Origin of the sequence: Phytoactinopolyspora halophila, from assembly GCF_003287285.1 — a bacterium.
Classification (GTDB): domain Bacteria; phylum Actinomycetota; class Actinomycetes; order Jiangellales; family Jiangellaceae; genus Phytoactinopolyspora_A; species Phytoactinopolyspora_A halophila.
The window spans coordinates 53539-70965 of the sequence record NZ_QMIG01000007.1 but is presented as its reverse complement, the minus strand read 5'-3'; the positions used below and the strand labels follow the sequence as shown (position 1 = coordinate 70965).

The 17427-nt window shown below is 67.9% G+C and carries 19 protein-coding genes; 9 read left to right on the top strand and 10 right to left on the bottom strand.

Features of this window, described 5'->3' with window-relative positions; all coding sequences use genetic code 11:
- The first annotated feature begins 67 nt into the window (after positions 1-67).
- The gene (gene trxA, locus DPM12_RS09875) at positions 68-475 is read left to right on the top strand and encodes a thioredoxin (RefSeq protein WP_112258148.1); all 408 of its coding nucleotides are present in this window, start codon (positions 68-70) and stop codon (positions 473-475) included.
- 111 nt (positions 476-586) lie between these two features.
- Here the strand turns inward: trxA and DPM12_RS09870 are convergent, their stop codons facing one another.
- Entirely contained in the window at positions 587-817 is a 231-nt protein-coding gene (locus DPM12_RS09870; RefSeq protein ID WP_112258147.1) for a hypothetical protein, read from the bottom strand.
- A gap of 262 nt (positions 818-1079) precedes the next feature.
- On the opposite strand from DPM12_RS09870, the gene DPM12_RS09865 reads away from it, so the two are divergent.
- Together DPM12_RS09865 and DPM12_RS09860 are read left to right on the top strand one after the other, a co-directional pair.
- Positions 1080-1958 (top strand): universal stress protein, encoded by an 879-nt coding sequence (locus DPM12_RS09865; protein WP_158542839.1) that lies wholly within the window; start codon positions 1080-1082, stop codon positions 1956-1958.
- Positions 1959-2122: 164 nt separating this feature from the next.
- A complete protein-coding gene (locus tag DPM12_RS09860; RefSeq protein ID WP_112258145.1) occupies positions 2123-3838 on the top strand; it encodes a sensor histidine kinase in 1716 nt (571 codons plus the stop codon).
- A 30-nt stretch (positions 3839-3868) separates the two neighbouring features.
- Here DPM12_RS09860 and DPM12_RS09855 read toward each other — a convergent pair whose 3' ends face one another.
- On the bottom strand, positions 3869-4519 hold the full coding sequence (locus DPM12_RS09855; RefSeq protein ID WP_112258144.1) for a response regulator transcription factor: 651 nt from the start codon (positions 4517-4519) through the stop codon (positions 3869-3871).
- 375 nt (positions 4520-4894) lie between these two features.
- Between DPM12_RS09855 and DPM12_RS09850 the strand changes: the two genes are divergently transcribed.
- Positions 4895-5419: a DoxX family protein gene (locus tag DPM12_RS09850; RefSeq protein WP_170313690.1), complete on the top strand. Its 525-nt coding sequence runs from the start codon at positions 4895-4897 to the stop codon at positions 5417-5419.
- Positions 5420-5612: 193 nt separating this feature from the next.
- On the top strand, positions 5613-6908 hold the full coding sequence (locus DPM12_RS09845; protein ID WP_425467588.1) for an NCS2 family permease: 1296 nt from the start codon (positions 5613-5615) through the stop codon (positions 6906-6908).
- Between the two features lie 228 nt (positions 6909-7136).
- Here DPM12_RS09845 and DPM12_RS09840 read toward each other — a convergent pair whose 3' ends face one another.
- Positions 7137-7499: a DUF2203 domain-containing protein gene (locus DPM12_RS09840; protein WP_112258142.1), complete on the bottom strand. Its 363-nt coding sequence runs from the start codon at positions 7497-7499 to the stop codon at positions 7137-7139.
- 57 nt (positions 7500-7556) lie between these two features.
- A complete protein-coding gene (locus DPM12_RS09835) occupies positions 7557-7766 on the bottom strand; it encodes a hypothetical protein (RefSeq protein WP_112258141.1) in 210 nt (69 codons plus the stop codon).
- Between the two features lie 162 nt (positions 7767-7928).
- Here DPM12_RS09835 and DPM12_RS09830 point away from each other — a divergent pair, with 162 nt between their 5' ends.
- The 3 genes from DPM12_RS09830 to xylB all read left to right on the top strand — a co-directional run bounded on the left by DPM12_RS09830 (position 7929) and on the right by xylB (position 11846).
- The gene (locus DPM12_RS09830) at positions 7929-9191 is read left to right on the top strand and encodes an ROK family protein (protein WP_112258140.1); all 1263 of its coding nucleotides are present in this window, start codon (positions 7929-7931) and stop codon (positions 9189-9191) included.
- Positions 9188-10381: a xylose isomerase gene (gene xylA / locus DPM12_RS09825; RefSeq protein ID WP_112258139.1), complete on the top strand. Its 1194-nt coding sequence runs from the start codon at positions 9188-9190 to the stop codon at positions 10379-10381. The genes DPM12_RS09830 and xylA overlap by 4 nt, the downstream gene beginning before the upstream one ends.
- 73 nt (positions 10382-10454) lie before the next feature.
- A complete protein-coding gene (xylB, locus tag DPM12_RS09820) occupies positions 10455-11846 on the top strand; it encodes a xylulokinase (RefSeq protein WP_112258252.1) in 1392 nt (463 codons plus the stop codon).
- A 72-nt stretch (positions 11847-11918) separates the two neighbouring features.
- Here xylB and DPM12_RS09815 read toward each other — a convergent pair whose 3' ends face one another.
- The 6 genes from DPM12_RS09815 to DPM12_RS09790 form a co-directional block, all read right to left on the bottom strand.
- The gene (locus DPM12_RS09815) at positions 11919-12551 is read right to left on the bottom strand and encodes an MBL fold metallo-hydrolase (protein ID WP_112258138.1); all 633 of its coding nucleotides are present in this window, start codon (positions 12549-12551) and stop codon (positions 11919-11921) included.
- Positions 12548-13027, bottom strand: a complete 480-nt coding sequence (locus DPM12_RS09810) for an NUDIX hydrolase (RefSeq protein ID WP_112258137.1) — start codon at positions 13025-13027, stop codon at positions 12548-12550. The genes DPM12_RS09815 and DPM12_RS09810 overlap by 4 nt, the downstream gene beginning before the upstream one ends.
- Before the next feature lie 108 nt (positions 13028-13135).
- Complete coding sequence (locus DPM12_RS09805; RefSeq protein ID WP_112258136.1) at positions 13136-13780, bottom strand: response regulator; 645 nt, start codon at positions 13778-13780, stop codon at positions 13136-13138.
- A gap of 10 nt (positions 13781-13790) precedes the next feature.
- On the bottom strand, positions 13791-15188 hold the full coding sequence (locus DPM12_RS23575) for a sensor histidine kinase (RefSeq protein WP_112258135.1): 1398 nt from the start codon (positions 15186-15188) through the stop codon (positions 13791-13793).
- Positions 15189-15209: 21 nt separating this feature from the next.
- Entirely contained in the window at positions 15210-16061 is an 852-nt protein-coding gene (locus DPM12_RS09795; RefSeq protein WP_112258134.1) for an ABC transporter permease, read from the bottom strand.
- Positions 16058-16906 (bottom strand): ABC transporter ATP-binding protein, encoded by an 849-nt coding sequence (locus tag DPM12_RS09790; protein WP_112258133.1) that lies wholly within the window; start codon positions 16904-16906, stop codon positions 16058-16060. Before DPM12_RS09790 ends, DPM12_RS09795 begins: the two co-directional genes overlap by 4 nt.
- A gap of 272 nt (positions 16907-17178) precedes the next feature.
- Here DPM12_RS09790 and DPM12_RS09785 point away from each other — a divergent pair, with 272 nt between their 5' ends.
- A complete protein-coding gene (locus tag DPM12_RS09785; protein WP_112258132.1) occupies positions 17179-17427 on the top strand; it encodes a hypothetical protein in 249 nt (82 codons plus the stop codon).

Here is a 17427-nt window from a genome sequence, read left to right as displayed (position 1 = left end):
GGAATGAGAACGACCCGGCTTTCTGTTGGACACCCCTGGGCGTATCGAACGGAAAGGACATGGATCGATGGCAACGATCGAACTGACCACGGAGAACTTCGACCAGACCGCCAACGCCGACGGCATCGTCCTCGTCGACTTCTGGGCAGCCTGGTGCGGGCCGTGCCGGACGTTTGCGCCGATCTTCGAGAAGGCATCGGAGCGGCACCAGGACATCGTGTTCGGCAAGGTCGACACGGAAGAGCAGCAGGAGCTGGCCAGCACCTTCGGTATCACGTCGATCCCGACGCTCATGGCCGTTCGGGACGGCGTCGTCTTGTACGCGCAGCCGGGTGCGCTACCCGAGCAGGCGCTCGAAGAACTCATCGCCAAGGTGCGCGACGTCGATATGGACGAGGTCAGGCGGCAGATCGCCGAGCAGCCCGAGCAGGCGCAGCAGACCGAGCAGACCGAGCAGACCGAGCAGACTGGGTGAGAGCGTGCCGGCGCCCGAGCCCGCCCTGATCCGGAGCCCTTGACTCACCATCGCCCGTGCTCCGGCACGAGGAGCGGCGAGCTCACCAGATGGCGTGCGAGGAATGATTCGTCAGCGGCCGGTCTCGGCCTCGGCCGCGTACCGTTCTAGCCGGTCGGCCAGATCACGCGCTTCCTGGGGGCTGAGGCTCAGCCACAGCCGGTCGTATTCGGGATTGCTGCGGGGAACGTCCAGGACGATGCGTTGGACCGGCTCGTTGACGCCGGGAAGGCGAAGGCGGCCGACCTCGACGGTCCGCCCGTAGGACGTGCACATGGTCTCGTGTCGAATGCTCAACGACATGGCGTGCTCCTTCCCAGGGCGTCGGATTTTCGTTGCCGTGGCTATTACCCTTCCGCCGTCATGTCTCACATGACGGCCGCCGATCCTACGATCCTGATGAGCCAGCTGCGGATCCGTGACGTGATGGGACCTTCGCCCGTGCCGGAGAGGTCCACGTCCTCTACAGCGAACCCCCGAACCCTGGTGCGCTGGAAACATGACGATCACACCGCAGGACAGGAAGCAGCCGGCCGAGCCTCGGCCGCAGCGGCCCCCTATTGTCGTGGGCGTCGACGGATCGCCGTCGTCGCTCGTGGCAACGGAGTGGGCGGCCGACGAAGCGATCCGTCAGGGTAGCCCGCTCCAGCTCGTGTACGCCTACCCGGCTAACGCCTTGCACGAACCTCCGACCGCACCGATCGGTCGCCGGCGCGCCGAGATGGTGTTCGAGACGGTACGCGAGAGGTTGGTGACTCCCCGGTACAGCGGGTTGACGATCACGACACGTGCTCAGCAGGGAGCGCCCCGGCGCGTGTTGCGGCACATAGCCGGGAACGCCGGGATGCTGGTGCTCGGACGCCAGCACACGGGTCGGGTAGCCGAGCTCGTGCACCTGTCGACGTCGGTCCCGGCTGCGGCGAAAGACGGCGCTGTCCCGGTGACCGTGGTCCCGATGGAGGGGGTGCCGCCGCAGGACCCGCCGTTCGTCGTCCTCGGTGCCGACGGTTCGGCCCGGTCGAAGGCGGCCGTGGCCCACGCGTTTGCCATGGCGGGCAGCCTGGGTGCCCGTCTCGTCGCCGTGACGGGCATCGATGCCCCGGAGGGGTACTCGGAGGGGCGGCACCTGGGAGAGCGATGGGGTCAGCTCGTCGAGAAGGCCGCCACACAGCAGGCGGAGATCCTCGACGCTTTTCGCGGCATGTATCCCGGTGTGCAGGTGGAAGCGGTCGTTGACGAGCGTTCTCCGGCGCAGGCGCTCGGGCACTACGCCGCGGGAGCGGATCGGGTGGTCATCGGCGGCCGGGGTCACGGCTTGCTGACCGGAGCCTTCTTGGGCTCCGTCGCACGGGCCGTGCTCCGGGACATGCCGTGCCCGGTCACCGTGGTTCACGCCCATGGTGGCGAGCACGACAACGGCAAGGGCGTCGACGACGACGCGTGAGGCCACGCTCTACCTTGACCATGTGATCTTGCAACCATACCGCCAGAGCTTGCCCGTCGCCCATACGTGACCTGCACCGGAGTAAGCCAACCCGGATCTCGACAACAGCCGTCGGCAATGGAAAACTGAAGCGGGCGAGCTGCACGAGGGGTAATTCGTGGCGTATGAACGCTGAAGCCGGGCACATGCTGCCGAAACTGCCGCTGGATGAGCTTCTTGGTGAAGTCCAGGCGCGGTTGCAGGCTGTTGTGCAGGCGCGGGACAACGTGCACTCGTTACTCGAAGCCGTCGTGGCGATCGGCCGCGACCTCGAACTCGAAACCGTCCTGCGGAGGATCGTCGAGTCGGCGACGGAGCTCGCCGACTGCCGTTACGGCGCCCTGGGTGTCATCGGTGATGATGGCCAGCTAGCCCAGTTCGTCCCGGTCGGGATCAGCGAGGAGGAGATCTCCCGGATCGCCGAATGGCCGCACGGGCGCGGCATCCTCGGCCTCCTCATCAAGGAGCCGCAACCACTGCGGCTTGACCACATCACCGATCACCCGGAGTCGTATGGCTTCCCGGACAGGCACCCGCCTATGGAAAACTTTCTCGGCGTGCCCATCCGGGTGCGTGACGAGGTGTTCGGCAACCTGTATCTCACGGAGAAGAACGGCGATCGCGACTTCGACGAGCAGGACGAGGTCATCGTGTCCGCCCTGGCCACGGCCGCAGGTATCGCCATCGAGAACGCCCGGCTCTACGACGAGACCCGGCGCCGGGAGACATGGCTGGACGCCTCCGCGGCGCTGACCCAGGCGCTCCTCTCCGGTACCGAGCTCGACGACGCGCTTCAGCTCGTGGCCAGCCGCGCACGGGACATGGCCTCGGCGCAAACCGCAGTGGTGGCAGTGCCGCGTGGCGCGATGAGCCTGATGACCGTACTGGCTGCGGAAGGACATGGTGCCGAGGGTCTCGACGAGCTGGAGTTCTCCGCGGATGGCACGGTGGCGGGCTCGGTGCTGGAGAGTGCCGAACCGCGCGCGCTGAACGAACCGCGTTCCGGGGCCGAGGCTGCGCCCCTGCTCGAACGCCTCCCGGCTGGTCCGGCGCTGCTCGTTCCGCTCGGCACGCGAGAACGGGTGCGTGGTGTACTCGTGCTGGTCCGAAAGCAGGGCGCCGCACCCTTCTTCGGAGCCACGGTGCGGATGCTCAGTGCCTTTGCGAACCAGGCAGCGGTGGTTCTGGAGCTGGCCGATGCGCGAAAGGAAGCGGAGCGGCACGGCCTCGTCGACGATCGCGAGCGCATCGCGCGCGATCTGCACGACGTCGTGGTCCAGCGGCTGTTCGCGAGCGCGATGACGCTGACCGCCTCCGTGCGGCTGATCGACAGTCCGGACGTCGCAGAACGGGTCCAGCGCACAGTGGACGACCTCGATGCGACGATCCGGCAGATCCGGTCGACCATCTTCGCCCTGCAGTCGGCACGGGAGGATTCGCCGTCGACGCTTCGCGGGCGCATCGTCGCGCTGATCGAATCGGTCACCGAACAGCTGGGATTCGTGCCCGCGGTGCAGCTTGAAGGTCTGATCGACGCGCTGGTGCCGGACGAGATCGGCGATCACCTGATCGCCGTGATGCAGGAGTCGCTGTCCAATGTCGTCCGCCATGCCGGGGCCAACCGGGTCGATGTGCACATCGCCGTATCGGCGGCGGAGCTGTCCCTGACGGTCACCGACGACGGCGTCGGCATTGGCGAGCAGGGCCGGCGCAGCGGCCTGGCGAACATGACCGATCGGGCAACGAGCCTGGGTGGCAGTTGTGATGTCGGCCCGGGAACCTCCCGAGGTACGGTGCTTCGCTGGTCTGTCCCGCTCGGCGCTTCGGGCTCGGGCCGGTGAGGATTCCGTCGGGCCTTCCCAGCTCACGGTTCAATCATCAGAGCGGTGCGATTCCGCCTTGAGCTGTGCGGCCAGGGCGGCGGCCTGCGTGCGGCGGTTCATGTCCAGCTTGGCGAGCAGGTTGGACACGTAGTTCTTGACGGTTTTCTCCGCGAGGTACATCCGCTCGCCGATCTGGCGGTTGGTGAGACCTTCACCGATCAGTTCGAGAATGCGCCGTTCCTGCTCGGAGAGAGCGGCGAGTGGATCGGCGCGGTTGGCCTTCTCGCGTAGCCGCTCCAGCATCCGCGAGGTGCTCTCCGGGTCGAGCAGGGACTTGCCCCCGGCCAGCGCGCGCACGGCGCCGACGAGGTCGGTGCCGTGGATCTGCTTGAGGACGTACCCGGAAGCTCCGGCCATCACGGCGTCGAACAGGGCGTCATCGTCGGAGAACGAGGTGAGCATGAGGCACGCCAGCTCCGGCAGGCGGGAACGGACCTCGCGGCAGACGGTGACGCCGTCCCCGTCGGGCAGGCGCACGTCGAGGATCGCGACGTCGGGCCGCAACGCCGGGATCCGGCCGACCGCCTGCTCCGCCGTGCTCGCCTCGCCAATCACCTCGATGTCCGGCTCGTTTTCGAGGACGGCGGCGACGCCGCGGCGCACCACTTCGTGATCGTCCAGGAGGAATACCGTGATCATCTGGTTCTGTGGAGATTCCGTGGTAGAAGCGTTCACATCTATGACGGTATGCGGCTCGCGAGAGGGCTGCCCAGGGCCCTTGGTCCTCCCTGAGCCGGGACGGTGAGCGCCGAGGGGGAGCGGAGATCGTGCGCGGGCGCCGCATCACGGACCGAGTTCCGGGTGCCTGACGCCGCTGGCATAGGTCCCCGACATGAGCGGTCCAAAGTCCCGCGACGAGGCGACTATCGGCCGCGGCGCACGGCGGCTCGACTGGGGTTTCGTGAACGTAGCGGCCGGAAAACGCGGCTATCACTTCGAGGAGAGAGGTGGACGATGACCATGTCCAACGCCCCTATGGCCGGGCAGGCGGGCGCAGCTCGAACCACGGCCGAGATGGACCACACCGATCGGCAGGGCGATCAACTGGCCGAGCGCTGGGGCGTCCTCGGGTATCTCTTGGCGTTCCTGCGGCTCGGGATGGGCTGGACCTTTCTCTGGGCCTTCCTGGACAAGATGTTCGGCCTGGGGTTCGCGACGCCCAGCGAGGCGGCCTGGGTCAACGGTGGAAGCCCGACCACGGGATACCTCAGCAACGTCGAGGGACCGTTCGAGGGTGTCTTCACCAGCATGGCCGGTCACGCGTGGGCGGATTGGCTGTTCATGATCGGCCTGCTCGGTATCGGCGTCGCACTTCTGCTGGGTATCGGCATGCGGGTCGCGGCCGTGACTGGTGGCCTGTTGCTGCTCTTCATGTACCTGGCCGCGTTGCCGCTGGACAACAATCCGTTCATGGACAGCCACCTGCTGGAGATCGTGGTGCTCGCGGTTTTGGCGATCACCGGCGCTGGACGGGTGCTGGGTCTCGGCCGGATGTGGCAGCGGCTGCCGCTCGTGCGGACGAACCCCTGGCTCGTCTGACGCCAGTACGAGCTCCCTGGCGCCCCTCGTCTCTGGTATCTTCCAGGTCCCCGGTGTGTCGAATGGCGACGCACCGGGGATTCTTTGTGTGGCCAGCGTCGTCGACACCGGAGGAGGGACCATGAGCACGAGCACCGAGCGATCAGGTGACGGCCAGTCGGGCGCGACCGGCCGTGGCCGCGCCCACCACCTTCTGGATCGGGCTTTCCAGCTCTCCGCCAACGGCACCACGCCGGGTCGTGAGGTGATCGCCGGCGGTACCACGTTCCTGGCGATGGCCTACATCTTGTTCGTCAACCCGCAGGTGCTGGGTGAGACGGGGATGGATGCTGACGCCATCTTCGTGGCTACGGCGCTGGCCGCCGCACTGGGAACACTCGTGATGGGCCTGTGGGCGCGCTATCCGATCGCCCTGGCGCCGGGCCTGGGTCTCAACGCGTTCTTCGCCTTCACCGTGGTGCTCAGTATGGGCATCGAGTGGCAAACTGCCCTTGCTGGAACCCTCGTCTCGGGCGTGCTGTTCTTCATCCTGGCCGTCACCGGCGTTCGCGAGGCGATCATCAACGCCATTCCGATGACCCTCAAGCTGGCCACCGGAGCCGGTATCGGCCTGTTCATTGCGTTCATCGGGTTGCAGAACGCGCAGATCATCGTGGCCGACGACGAGACCACGGTGGCCCTGGGAAATCTGGAGCGCCCGGAGACCCTGCTGGCCATCTTCGGTGTCGCCGTCACCGTGTTGTTTCTGGTCCGCGGGCTGCGCGGCGGGATCTTCTACGGGATCGTGGTCACCGCGGCCCTCGGCATCGTCACCGGCGTGATCGAGCCACCGGCAGCCGCGGTGTCGGGGGTGCCGAGCCTGGCGCCCACGTTCGGCGAGGCGATCACGAACCTCCCGGAGGTGTTCACCACCGAAATGATCGTGGTGGTGCTCACGATGCTGTTCGTCGACTTCTTCGACACCTCCGGCACCTTGATCGCCATTGCGAACCAAGCCGGGTTCCTGCGTGATGGCGTGTTGCCGCGGGCCAACCGGGCGCTGGCGTCCGATTCGATCGCGAGCATGGGTGGCGCGGTGCTCGGGACGTCGACCACCACCTCCTACATCGAGTCGTCGGCCGGTGTCGCCGTGGGCGGCCGCACCGGCATGACCTCGGTGACGACGTCGGTGTTGTTCCTGCTGGCCTTGTTCTTCTCCCCGCTGCTCGCGGTGGTGACGTCGGAGGTCACGGCGCCCGCGCTGATCACCGTCGGCGTGTTCATGGCGCGCGGGCTGGGTGAGATCGAGTGGGGAAAGCTCGAGCACGCCTTCCCGGCCTTCGTGACGATGATCGCGATGCCGCTGACCTTTTCCATCGCGAACGGCATCGCCCTCGGACTGCTGTTCTTCCCGCTGCTGATGCTCGTCCGTGGCCGGGGGCGGGAGGTCCACCCGATGGCCTACGTCCTGTTCTTCGTGGTGCTGGCCTACTTCATCTGGCTCGTCTAGCCGGCAACCAGAGCAGGGCTCCTCGGGCAATCGACGCCCGGGTGGCGCGGGGTGGCGCGGGCTCGCATCGTGTTGCTGGCATAGGAACCGACATTGTCGAGCCCATGGTCTCGATGATGTCGGTTCTTCCCTTCGCGCGTCGTGAACGTCGCGCGTCGTGAATGTCGCGCCCTGCTGGGATGTGGTGCCCAGCCGGGTGATCGCCGGCGCTCGTCGGGAATCGTCGGACTACGGCAGGGGCCGGCGGCCGGCGAAGCCGAGGTCTCGCCGGTGATACCAGGCGATGTCCGGATCACCTTCCAGCCAGCACAGGTGGACGGGTACGCCGTCGAACTCGGCGGGAAAGTCCAGGAGCAGCGGTGCGAGACCCTTGAGTTCCGCGCCGGATTCCTGCACCGAGGTGACGAGCTCGTCCAGGCGCGCCTGGGTCGCCTTGAATTCGGGCAGTCCGCCCAGCTGTGTCGTCCCTCCCTCAGATTCGAGGGAGGCCGCGAGTTCGGCGGCATCCGCGCGTAGCTGGATGAGCTCGTCGATCACCGGCCGCAGCTGGGCGAGCTCGGCCTTCGCGTCCGATACCTCGAATGTCGCCATAGTCATCAGCCTGCTACAAGACCTCGTCGTCGGTGGCGGTCGCCGGCCCGTCCGGCATCACAGGGGATCGACCCGGAGCAGAAAACCGCGCACGTTGAGAAACCCGGAGAGAGTTTCCCGGTGCTCCTCACACGCCGTCCAGATCTTCTCCCGATCCGGCGTGTGGATCTTGGGATTGTTCCAGACGACGGCGTACGAGGCCGTCTCGCGGCAGCCCTTTGCAGAGCAGACCGCCCGCTCGCTGGTGGATGGATCCGCATCGGTCACATTTCCACCATGTCATGTCCCGGCGGATCTGGACACGACGAGGCATCTCGTGATTTTGTTGTTAGCGTAATCAAATTCGAGGAGTACGCCTGTTGACGTGCACGGTCTTGGTCGTCGGTACGGTCATGGCCGCATGCGTTACCCGGGAGAGGTGGCCCGATCGTGGTCCGGATCGAGCACGGCTCCACACACGAAGCCGTGCGGAGGCACAACCTCAGCGTCGTGCTGCGCCAGCTGCACCTGCAGGGCGCCCTTTCACGCTCGGAGCTCGCCGCTCGCACCGAGCTGAATCGCAGCACCATCAAGGCGCTGGTCGAACAGCTCGATTCGCTGGACTTGGTCGTGGAGGGAGACCTGGACCTGCGCGGGACGCGGGGCCGCCCGTCCACCATGGTCGGCATCCGCTCCGATCAGGTGGTCACCCTTGCCGTGGAGATCGCCGTGGACTCCATTGCCGTAGCGGTCGTCGGCCTGGGTGGTCACGTGCTGGACATACGCCGGGTCGATCGGGGGACCGACGGCGCAGCAGGCACGGACGTCGACGACATGCTCGGAACCATCCACGCCCTGGCCACCGAGCTATGCCAGCCCGATCGGCCCGTCGTGGGCGCCGGGGTCGCCGTCGTCGGTATCGTCCGGCGCGCCGATGGCTTCGTGCACGTCGCACCCAATCTCGGCTGGACCGCCGTACCGCTCGGTGAGCTCGTTGCCTCCCGGGTGGTCCAGGAGGTGCTCGGATACGACGTTCCCGTCTCGGTGGCCAACGAGGCCGACCTCGGTGTGCTCGCCGAGCACACGCGCGGTGCGGCCCAGGGCGCCGCCGACGTCGTGTACCTCTCCGGTGAGGTCGGCATCGGTGGCGGGATCATCGCCGACGGGCGCTGGTTGACCGGCGCCCGGGGTTATGCCGGGGAGATCGGGCACATGCCGGTCAACCCGGATGGACTGCGCTGTGGCTGCGGTGGCCGTGGCTGCTGGGAAACGGAGGCGGGCGAACGCGCCCTGCTCCGGCTCGCCGGCGACGCCAACAGGCCCGACGCGCCCGATGCGCCCGGCCGGCGCTCGGGTGCGGGAGCCGTCGACGAGATCGTCACGGCCGCGCGCGGCGGCGACCCCCAGGCGGGATACGCCGTTGGCGAGGTCGCCCGGTGGCTCGGGATTGGCCTCGCCGGGCTGATCAACGTTTTCGACCCGGAACGCGTGGTCCTCGGCGGCATGTACGGGCGCGCCTTCGACGTGCTGGAGCCGACACTCGTCGAGATCCTCAAGGACCGGGCGCTGACGCCGTCGTCGGGAACCGAGCTCGTCCCGGCGGCGCTGGCGACCGCGGCACCGCTGGTTGGTGCCGCGGAGCTCGCCTTCACGCCGTTGCTGGAACAACCCGATCGCGTCATGGACGCGCTGATGAACAGGAGATCGCAATGACCCGTAAACCCACGCCCGAAGATCGTTTCGCCTTCGGACTCTGGACCGTCGGCTGGCCCGCACAGGACACCTTCGGCGTTGGCACGCGCCCGCCGCTCGACCCGGTGGAAACCGTGCAACGGCTGGCCGACCTCGGGGCCTACGGCGTGACGTTCCATGACGACGATCTCATCCCGTTCGGCTCGCCCGACACGGAACGTGACCGGCTCATCTTCCGGTTCAAGAAGGCTCTCGAAGCAACCGGAATGGTGGTGCCGACCGCCACGACCAACCTCTTCAACCACCCGGTCTTCAAGGACGGTGGCTTCACCAGCAACGACCGGTCGGTCCGCCGGTTCGCGTTGCGCAAGGTGATGCGAAACATCGATCTCGCGGCCGAGCTCGGAGCGTCGACGTACGTGATGTGGGGTGGCCGTGAAGGCGCGGAGTCCGATGCCGCCAAGGACGTCGTCGCCGCCCTGGAGCGCTACCGCGAAGCGGTGGACACGCTGGCCCAGTACGTGACGGAGCAGGGATACGGCCTGCGGTTCGCGCTGGAGCCGAAGCCGAACGAGCCGCGCGGTGACCTGTTGCTACCGACCATCGGGCACGCGCTGGGCTTCATCTCGTCGTTGCAGTACTCGCACATGGTGGGTCTCAACCCCGAGGTCGGGCACGAGCAGATGGCCGGGTTGAACTTCGTGCATGGCATCGCGCAGGCCATGTGGCACGGCAAGCTGTTCCACATCGACTTGAACGGGCAGCGCAGCGTGAAGTTCGACCAGGACCTGGTCTTCGGGCACGGTGACCTGCTGAACGCCTTCTTCCTGGTCGATCTGCTCGAGCACGGGCCGCTCAACGGTGGACCGGCCTACGACGGCCCGCGGCACTTCGATTACAAGCCGCTGCGCACGGAGGACATCGACGGTGTGTGGGCCTCGGCGGCGGCGAACATGAGCACGTACCTGCTGCTGAAGGAGCGCGCGGCGGCGTTCCGTGCGGATCCGGAGGTCCAGGAGGCGCTGGCGACGACGCGGGTGCCGGAGCTGGCCGAACCCACGCTGGCTCCCGGGGAGAGCCTTCAGGACCTCGTGGCCGATCGCTCCGCCTACGAGGACTATGATGCCGACGCCGTGGGCGAGCGAGGCTATGGCGTGGTCGCTCTCAACCAGCTTGCTGTCGAGCACGCGCTCGGCGCCCGTCTTCCATGATCATGAACACTTGTCAGCCCATGTGGTCGGCAAGTGTTCATGATCATCAGAGGTGAGAAGAGGAGGTATGGGCATGGCGTTGGTCGCAGGGATCGACTCGTCCACCCAGTCCTGCAAGGTGGTGCTCGTCGACGCCGACACCGGCGCGATCGTCGAGACCGCTCGCGCGGATCATCCCGACGGCACCGAGGTTGACCCGCGTGCCTGGTGGGAAGCGCTCGAAAAGGCGGGCGACGGTCTCCTGGACCGCGCCGACGCCGTGGCCGTCGGTGGCCAGCAGCACGGCATGGTGACCCTCGACTCCGATGGCGAGATCGTTCGTCCCGCGCTGCTGTGGAACGATACCCGCTCCGCTGGCGCGGCGCGCGAGCTGACCTCCGAGCTGGGCGGCCCGCAGGAGTGGGCCGACACCGTGGGAATCGTGCCGGTGGCCAGCTTCACCGTGACCAAGCTTCGCTGGCTCGCCCGGGAGGAACCGGAGGCGGCATCCCGGGTCACGCAGGTGATGCTTCCCCACGACTGGCTCACCTGGCAGCTCATGGGGAAGCCCGACGAAGCGGTGACGGACCGGGGCGACGCGTCGGGCACGGGCTACTGGTCGGCGGCCACCGGCGAGTACCGCCCTGACCTGCTGGAGCTGGCGTTCGGCCGGCGGATCGGCGTGCCGCGTGTCGCGGGCCCGTCGGAACGGGTCGGGACGACGGCTTCCGGCGCCGCCGTGGCGCCCGGCACGGGAGACAACATGGGTGCCGCGCTGGGCCTCGGCATGGCTCCCGGCGATGTCGCGGTGTCGATCGGCACCAGCGGGACCGTGTTCGCCACGTCCGACGTGCAGGTGGCCGACGGTTCCGGGATCGTGGCCGGATTTGCCGACGCCACCGGCCGTCACCTCCCGCTCGTGTGCACGCTGAACGCGGCCCGGGTCATGTCGGCCACGGCCACCATGCTGGGAGTCGACCTGCCCGAGCTGGACCGGCTGGCGCTGCAGGCCGCTCCCGGCGCGGGCGGGCTGGTCTTGCTGCCGTACCTGGATGGCGAGCGTACCCCGGATCTTCCCGATGCCACCGGCACGCTCACCGGGTTGACCCGCGAGGCCATGACGCCGGCCAACGTGGCGCGGGCCACCGTCGAGGGCATGTTGTGTGGGCTTGCGGACGGCGTGGACGCGTTGCGGGCGCACGACGTGCCGGTGGAGCGGGTGCTGCTCATCGGCGGTGGAGCGCAGTCGGCCGCGGTTCGCGAGGTGGCGCCGGATGTGTTCGGCGTGCCCGTGGCCGTACCGACGCCCGGCGAGTACGTTGCCCTGGGGGCGGCGCGCCAAGCCGCGTGGGCACTCGTCGGCGGTGCCGAGCCGCCTGCCTGGGACGTGGAGATCGACGCGATTCTGGAGCCGAAGGGTTCCGCTGCCGGGATCCGGGAGAACTACGCGTCCGCCCGCCAGCACCAGCACCCCTCCACCCGCTGATCCCCCAACCCCCATCCCCATCCGCTCACCCCCATCCGCTGATCATGAACACTAAGCGACTACATAGGTCGCTTAGTGTTCATGATCAGCGGATGGGGGTGGGGCCGGGAGGGGTGGAACGGGGGTAGCAGGGGCGAGCCAGTGGTACTCGGCGATGCTGTGCGTGGTGAGGTGCCGGTTGATGGCTGCGAGCCCGCGCTCGTTGAGCTGCCCCTCGTGCATGCCGATCGCTTGCGCCGGGCGGACGGCACGAACGAACTCGATCGCCTCGGCTGCCTTGAGCCACGACGCCTGAAGCGGCACCAGCACGGTGTCGACGGGATGGTCGGGTACGTGAAGGGCATCACCCGGGTGGTATAGGCCATCCACCAGGTAGCCCACGTTGACGCAGCTGGATTCTCCATACACCGGGGCGTGCCACCCGCCGACGGCGCGGACGGTGAACCCGGCCGCGGTGAACTCCTCATCGGGGTGGATCGTCCGGACGTCGAGATCGGGGATCCGGGCGCCGGCGGGAGCGAAGACGGGAACGCCGGCGCCGGCCAGGCGGAGCCGGTCGATGTGATCGGCGTGCTCGTGTGTCACCAGGACCGCGTCGGCACCGAGCAGCGCCTGTGGCTCACTCCAGATACCGGGGTCGACGACGAGGACGCGCCCGTCACGTTCGAGGCGGACGCAGGCGTGGGTGTACTTGATGATCCTCATGTCCCGAGATGGTCTCGCAGCCGATCGAGGAAGGGACGCTGTCCGGAGACGATCTTGTCATGCGCCGTGGCGACGTCGAACCACTCGACGCGGTCGAGCTCGGGAAACTCCTGGATGCGCCCGGATCCGCGGGGCCATTCGAGCTCGAACGTGCCCGGCGTGACCGTTTCCGGGTCGAGGTCGGACTCGGCAGCCCACACCGTGATGGTCTTGCCGCCGGACTGTTTGACGTGCCCCAGGTCGACGTATTCGGTGTCGGGTGCGCGCAGGCCGAGCTCCTCCTCGAACTCGCGTCGGGCGGCATCCAGTGGTTCCTCACCGGGGTCGTACTCCCCTTTGATCACCGACCAGGCACCGGCGTCCCGGCGCGCCCAGAACGGCCCGCCCATGTGCCCGAGGAGAACCTCGACGTGCCCGCCGTCACGCCCACCGTTCCGGCGGAACAGCAGTACACCGGCACTCTGTTTCGCTGCCACGGCGCTGATTCTGCCACGAGGGACGGCCGTTGCCGATAGCGCTCGCGCGGTCGCCGATGGCGCTCGCGCGGTTGCCACTGGCACTCGCGGCCAGCGCCGCCCGCGTCGTCACGTGGAAGTACCAGGGGATGGGAGGATGCCGAGGCCGTAGGCCTTGGTGACGGCGGCGGTGCGGTCGTCGACGCCGAGTTTGGCGAAGATGCGCAGCAGATGTGTCTTGACGGTGGCCTCACCGATATACAGGTCGCGTCCCACGTCAGCGTTGGACAGGCCGCGCGCCACAGCGGCCAGCACCTCCACCTCCCGGTTCGTCAAGATCGGCTCGGATGGCGCGCGCACGTGGCTGACCAGGCGAGCGGCCACGGGTGGAGCGAGGATGGTCTCGCCTCTGGCGGCGGCTCGCACCGCGTCGGCCAGCTGCGTGCGGGGCGTGTCCTTCAGCAGGTATCCGGTGGCACCGGCTTCCACGGCGCGGATGATGTCAGTATCGGTGTCGTAGGTGGTCAGCACCAGGACGCGGGTGCCCGGGAACTCGCCGACGATGCGTTCGGTGGCCGCAGCGCCGTCCATGCCCGGCATCCGCAGGTCCATGAGGACGACATCGGGCGACAGCGTGCGGACGAGAGTCACCGCCTCGTCGCCGTCGCCGGCTTCACCCACGACGGCGAGATCGTCCTCGGCGGCGAGCATGCCGGCCAGCCCGGTCCGGACGACGGGATGGTCGTCGACGAGAAGGAGTCGCAGCGCCGTCACGGGCGCGAGCCTACCCGGATGGCCGGGCCGCGATCGGCAGGTGAACCCCGATGGTGGTTCCCCTACCTGGCGAGCTGAGCACGTCGAGTTCACCGCCGGCCTGCTGCACGCGGGCGCGCATGCCGCGTAGCCCGAAACCCTCGCCGTTGCTCGATTCGGCAGGGACGAACCCCCGGCCGTCGTCGGTGATGCGCACGGAGACCATGCCATCGACGTTGGGGTCATCACCGTCCGGGACGTCGCGCTCCGGGCGATCGTCGCCCGGGACGTGCGACAGCGCGATGTCGACGCGCCGGGCGTCCGCGTGCTTGCGCACGTTCGTCAACGCCTCCTGGACGGACCGGAGAAGGACGATGTCGGCGAGCATGGAGGACTGGACCTGCTCGCCCTCCATGGAGAGCTCGACGCCTATACCCGTCTGATACGAGAACCGGTCGGCTACCCGGCTGAGGGCCTGCGTGAGTGTGGCGTCCTGCAGATCTGCGGGAGCCAGCGCATCGATCAGCGCCCGGGTCTCGGCGAGGTTGTCCCGGGCGGTCTGCTCGATGAGTGCGAGCTGCTCCCGCGCCCGTGCGGGGTCGCGCTCCAGCGACGCGTCGATCGCCTGGCTCAGCGTGAGGATGCTGGTGAAGCCCTGCGCGAGAGTGTCGTGGATCTCGTGCGCCAGCCGTTCGCGTTCGGCGAGCACGCCGCGGGCGTGCTCGGTTTCGGCGAGTTCGGAGCGGGTCTCCTCGAGCTCGTCGATCAACGTGGCGCGTCGCTCGGCCTGATTGACCACGGAAACCATGAGCAGGCCGAGCAACAGGACGAGCCCGGTCTGCATGACTGCCTGGGGTACGACCCGGGCGACGGTGCCCCACGTCCAGCCGATGGCGTGAATGTTGACACCGGCCATTCCGAGGATGACAGCGACGGACGTCGCGCCAGCTATTTTGGGCGCCAGGAATGCCCAGACCTGCGGGAAGAGCGCGAACAGGATGAAGAAGGCGCTGGTGTTCCGATCGCCGACGAGAATGATCGCGTAGAAGGAAAGCCACGTGATGCTCAGGTAGATCGCCGCCCGGACGCCGCCCGGCCGTTCGAAGAGCGATCGCCCCAATGCGAGATATATGGCAGCCATGACGGTGAGCAGGCTCAGGATGGTCCACCGCTGTTCCAGATCCAGGCGGCCATCCAGGGCGGTGGTGATGATGGCGAGCGACAGCAGGCCGAGGTAGAGCGTGTGCCAAAGCGGGAGGATCCGATCCCACCAGCGCTCGTAGGCGGCCAGGCTGCCGAAGGCTGCCGGGCTTGCCGCCTCGTCGGTCGCCGAGCGCCGCGCCAGCATGTCGGCGGCCGACGCGATGAAGGAGCGCCGGCGTGCTGGCGCGGCGGCAGTGCTCGGCTGCGTTCCGCCCGGGACCGTCATCGAGCTTCAGACTAGCTTCTATCAGGCGTCCCGGCGCTGCCAGTGGAATGTCTGGACGGCGAGGATGAGCCCGGCGACGATCCACGCGACAAGGATCAACGCGATCGGGCCGTGTTGCCACGATCCGGCGGCTTCCATGGGCTCGAATTCGTCCGGGAGGAACGCGGAACGCATACCCTGGGCCATCCACTTCACCGGGAAGATCGACGCTATCGTCTGTACCCATTCGGGAAGCTCGGTGAAGACCAGGAAGACGCCGGAGAGGAAGAGCAGGACCAGCAGCGGGCCGACGACCATGGCCTCGGCGCTCTTGGCCGACTTGGGCACGGACGAGTACCCGATCCCGAGTGTGGTGCCGGCCGTGGTACCGAGTGCGAACACCCAGGCGAACGTCAGCCAGCGCTCCGGCCCGGTCGGCAGGTCGACGCCGAAGAACAGGGCCGCCGCGGCGAGCAGGAGGGCAGCTTGAGCCAGGGCGGCCACGAGCACCATGCCGATCTTGCCGAGGAAGTAGGCGAGTGGCGGCATGGGGGTGCCGCGCAGCCGCTTGAGCGTGCCGTCGTCGCGCTCCATGGCGATACCGATGGCTAGCGTTTGAAAGCTCACCAGCATGATCCCACCGGCGAGCAACCCCGGGGTGATGTATTGGACGAAGTCCACGCTGGCGGCCTCCTCGTAGAGCTCGCCGTTGCTGAAGACCATGGCGAAGATGCCGAGCAGCGCGATCGGCAGGAGGAAGCTGAAAACCACCGCTCCCTTCTCGCGGAAGAAGAGCTTCAGCTCCACGACGGTACGCGCGAGCCCGACCCGGAGCGCCGACGGCGGCGCCGTCCGGTGCGGATCGGTATGCGGATGGTCGGTTGTCACGCTCATGTGTTCTCTCCGATGAGCCTCAGGTAGGTGTCTTCGAGGGTGGGCCGGTCGATGGCCAGGCCGGGGATCTCGCCGTCGAACTCGGCCGCCAGTTCGGTCACGAGCCGCGTCGGTTCGGCCGTCGTTCGCTCCTGCGGGTTCCCGTCGTGCAGCCAGCGCACGGTGGCCAGGTCGCGTTCCCTCCCGCCGAGCCGCGCGGGCGAGTCGAGGGCGACGATGTCTCCCGCCGCGATGACGCCGACCCGATCGGCCAGGCGCTCGGCCTCGTCGAGGTAGTGCGTGGTGAGCAGGATCGTCGTCCCCCCGTCGGACAGTGCGGAGATCAGTGTCCAGAACTCCCGGCGTGCTTCCGGATCGAATCCCGTCGTGGGCTCGTCGAGGAACAGCAGCTCGGGTCGGCCGAGGATGCCGAGGGCGACGTCGAGACGGCGTCGCTGGCCACCGGAAAGCTGGCGTACTCGGGTATCTCGCTTGCCGTCCAGGCCGACGGCCGCGATGACCTCGTCGGGATCTCGGGCATCGGGGTAGTAGAGGGCGAAGTGCCGGATGACCTCCTCGACGCTGAGGTCGTCGTGTCCCCCGGTGTTCTGCAGGACGATACCGATACGGGCGCGCCAGCGCAGATCGGCATCGCCCGGATCGATCCCGAGGACGTGGACCTCGCCGCTGTCCCGTTTGCGATAGCCTTCCAGGATCTCGACCGTGGTTGTCTTGCCCGCACCGTTCGGGCCGAGCAGGGCGAAGACCTCGCCGTGCGCGATCTCCAGGTCGATCCCGCCGACGGCGGTCGTACCGTCGTAGCTCTTGCGCAGCCCGCGTACGTCGACGGCAGCTGTCGTGTTCATGAGACCCAGCCTGCTCGAACCGCGTCGCCGCTGGTAGCCACGACCGGTGGTATCGGCTGTCCACCGATCGGTGGACAGCCGCGGCGGGTGGCTGATCCGGGATTTCTTTGGAGAGCGCTCGCTGGCTCTGAGGGGCCTTAGGCGAAATCCAAGCTCCCGTGCGGCATCTAAGGTGCCGGCCGTAGCCAAAGATGCGGCAGCTGCCCGATGCCGGGGGTCCGGCCTTACGGCGATGCTCGATGTCATCACCAGGAGAAGGCAGGAGATCGGACATGAACATGTTTCACGAGGACGCGATACGGGCGATCCACGGTCAGCGCGCCCGGGAGTTGCAGCAGGAAGCGCTCGTATCCCGGATCCTTCGCGGACGGCGTGCCCGCCAGGACAGCGAGGCCAGCGACGATGCACGGCAGCACTCGGGTCATGACGACGCGCAGGAACGTCAGGGCGGTGACAACGCGCAGGAACGCCAGGACACGGAAGCGCTGGGATCGGTGACCTCATGCGCTCGGGCGGCGTGA

Coding starts and splice junctions, on each gene's coding strand:
- DPM12_RS09850 (WP_170313690.1), top strand. CDS start 4,895: ATGGACCACACCGATCGGCAGGGCGATCAACTGGCCGAGCGCTGGGGC.
- DPM12_RS09860 (WP_112258145.1), top strand. CDS start 2,123: ATGAACGCTGAAGCCGGGCACATGCTGCCGAAACTGCCGCTGGATGAG.
- DPM12_RS09790 (WP_112258133.1), bottom strand. CDS start 16,906: ATGAACACGACAGCTGCCGTCGACGTACGCGGGCTGCGCAAGAGCTAC.
- DPM12_RS23575 (WP_112258135.1), bottom strand. CDS start 15,188: ATGACGGTCCCGGGCGGAACGCAGCCGAGCACTGCCGCCGCGCCAGCA.
- xylA (WP_112258139.1), top strand. CDS start 9,188: ATGACCCGTAAACCCACGCCCGAAGATCGTTTCGCCTTCGGACTCTGG.
- DPM12_RS09840 (WP_112258142.1), bottom strand. CDS start 7,499: ATGGCGACATTCGAGGTATCGGACGCGAAGGCCGAGCTCGCCCAGCTG.
- DPM12_RS09870 (WP_112258147.1), bottom strand. CDS start 817: ATGTCGTTGAGCATTCGACACGAGACCATGTGCACGTCCTACGGGCGG.
- DPM12_RS09785 (WP_112258132.1), top strand. CDS start 17,179: ATGAACATGTTTCACGAGGACGCGATACGGGCGATCCACGGTCAGCGC.
- DPM12_RS09815 (WP_112258138.1), bottom strand. CDS start 12,551: ATGAGGATCATCAAGTACACCCACGCCTGCGTCCGCCTCGAACGTGAC.
- DPM12_RS09855 (WP_112258144.1), bottom strand. CDS start 4,519: ATGATCACGGTATTCCTCCTGGACGATCACGAAGTGGTGCGCCGCGGC.
- DPM12_RS09795 (WP_112258134.1), bottom strand. CDS start 16,061: ATGAGCGTGACAACCGACCATCCGCATACCGATCCGCACCGGACGGCG.
- trxA (WP_112258148.1), top strand. CDS start 68: ATGGCAACGATCGAACTGACCACGGAGAACTTCGACCAGACCGCCAAC.
- xylB (WP_112258252.1), top strand. CDS start 10,455: ATGGCGTTGGTCGCAGGGATCGACTCGTCCACCCAGTCCTGCAAGGTG.